This is a genomic window from Vibrio sp. 2CM40D, assembly GCF_023161825.1.
GTDB lineage: Bacteria > Pseudomonadota > Gammaproteobacteria > Enterobacterales > Vibrionaceae > Vibrio > Vibrio alginolyticus.
The window spans coordinates 1-2,090 of record NZ_JALNTL010000027.1 but is presented as its reverse complement, the minus strand read 5'-3'; the positions used below and the strand labels follow the sequence as shown (position 1 = coordinate 2,090).

Genomic DNA, 2,090 nt, shown 5'->3' with positions numbered 1-2,090 from the left:
CATTGAGTCCATCAAAACCCCTTGGGTGTTGTATGGTTAAGCCTCACGGGCAATTAGTACAGGTTAGCTCAACGCCTCACAACGCTTACACACCCTGCCTATCAACGTCGTAGTCTACGACAACCCTTTAGGATACTTAAAGTATCAGGGAGAACTCATCTCAAGGCTCGCTTCCCGCTTAGATGCTTTCAGCGGTTATCGATCCCGAACTTAGCTACCGGGCAATGCGTCTGGCGACACAACCCGAACACCAGAGGTTCGTCCACTCCGGTCCTCTCGTACTAGGAGCAGCCCCTTTCAATTCTCCAACGCCCACGGCAGATAGGGACCGAACTGTCTCACGACGTTCTAAACCCAGCTCGCGTACCACTTTAAATGGCGAACAGCCATACCCTTGGGACCGACTTCAGCCCCAGGATGTGATGAGCCGACATCGAGGTGCCAAACACCGCCGTCGATATGAACTCTTGGGCGGTATCAGCCTGTTATCCCCGGAGTACCTTTTATCCGTTGAGCGATGGCCCTTCCATTCAGAACCACCGGATCACTATGACCTGCTTTCGCACCTGCTCGAATTGTCATTCTCGCAGTCAAGCGGGCTTATGCCATTGCACTAACCTCACGATGTCCAACCGTGATTAGCCCACCTTCGTGCTCCTCCGTTACGCTTTGGGAGGAGACCGCCCCAGTCAAACTACCCACCAGGCACTGTCCGCAACCCCGATAAGGGGTCGACGTTAGAACATCAACACTACAAGGGTGGTATTTCAAGGACGGCTCCACGCAATCTAGCGACTGCGCTTCAAAGCCTCCCACCTATCCTACACATGTAGGGTCAATGTTCAGTGCCAAGCTGTAGTAAAGGTTCACGGGGTCTTTCCGTCTAGCCGCGGGTACACTGCATCTTCACAGCGATTTCAATTTCACTGAGTCTCGGGTGGAGACAGCGTGGCCATCATTACGCCATTCGTGCAGGTCGGAACTTACCCGACAAGGAATTTCGCTACCTTAGGACCGTTATAGTTACGGCCGCCGTTTACCGGGGCTTCGATCAAGAGCTTCGACCGAAGTCTAACCCCATCAATTAACCTTCCGGCACCGGGCAGGCGTCACACCGTATACGTCATCTTGCGATTTTGCACAGTGCTGTGTTTTTAATAAACAGTTGCAGCCACCTGGTATCTGCGACTCTCAATAGCTCCATCCGCGAGGGACTTCACCGTCGAGAGCGTACCTTCTCCCGAAGTTACGGTACCATTTTGCCTAGTTCCTTCACCCGAGTTCTCTCAAGCGCCTTGGTATTCTCTACCCGACCACCTGTGTCGGTTTGGGGTACGATTCCTTACAATCTGAAGCTTAGAGGCTTTTCCTGGAAGCATGGCATCAATGACTTCACATCCGTAGATGCTCGACGTCGTGTCTCAGCCTTAAGAGAAACCGGATTTACCTAATTTCTCAGCCTACGCACTTGAACCTGGACAACCGTCGCCAGGCCCACCTAGCCTTCTCCGTCCCCCCATCGCAATTGTAAGAAGTACGGGAATATTAACCCGTTTCCCATCGACTACGCCTTTCGGCCTCGCCTTAGGGGTCGACTTACCCTGCCCCGATTAACGTTGGACAGGAACCCTTGGTCTTCCGGCGAGGAGGTTTTTCACCCCCTTTATCGTTACTCATGTCAGCATTCGCACTTCTGATACGTCCAGCATGCGTTACCACACACCTTCAACCGCTTACAGAACGCTCCCCTACCCAATGCACTAAAGTGCATTGCCGCAGCTTCGGTTTACTACTTAGCCCCGTTACATCTTCCGCGCAGGCCGACTCGACCAGTGAGCTATTACGCTTTCTTTAAATGATGGCTGCTTCTAAGCCAACATCCTGGCTGTCTGAGCCTTCCCACATCGTTTCCCACTTAGTAGTAATTTGGGACCTTAGCTGGCGGTCTGGGTTGTTTCCCTCTCCACGACGGACGTTAGCACCCGCCGTGTGTCTCCCGGATAGTACTTACTGGTATTCGGAGTTTGCAAAGGGTTGGTAAGTCGGGATGACCCCCTAGCCTTAACAGTGCTCTACCCCCAGTAGTATTC

Annotated in this window: 1 rRNA gene; it reads right to left on the bottom strand. The window is 52.8% G+C overall.

From position 1 onward, the window contains the following. Positions 1-32 precede the first annotated feature (32 nt). Positions 33-2,090 (bottom strand): 23S ribosomal RNA (locus MTF70_RS24230); the annotation flags it as partial.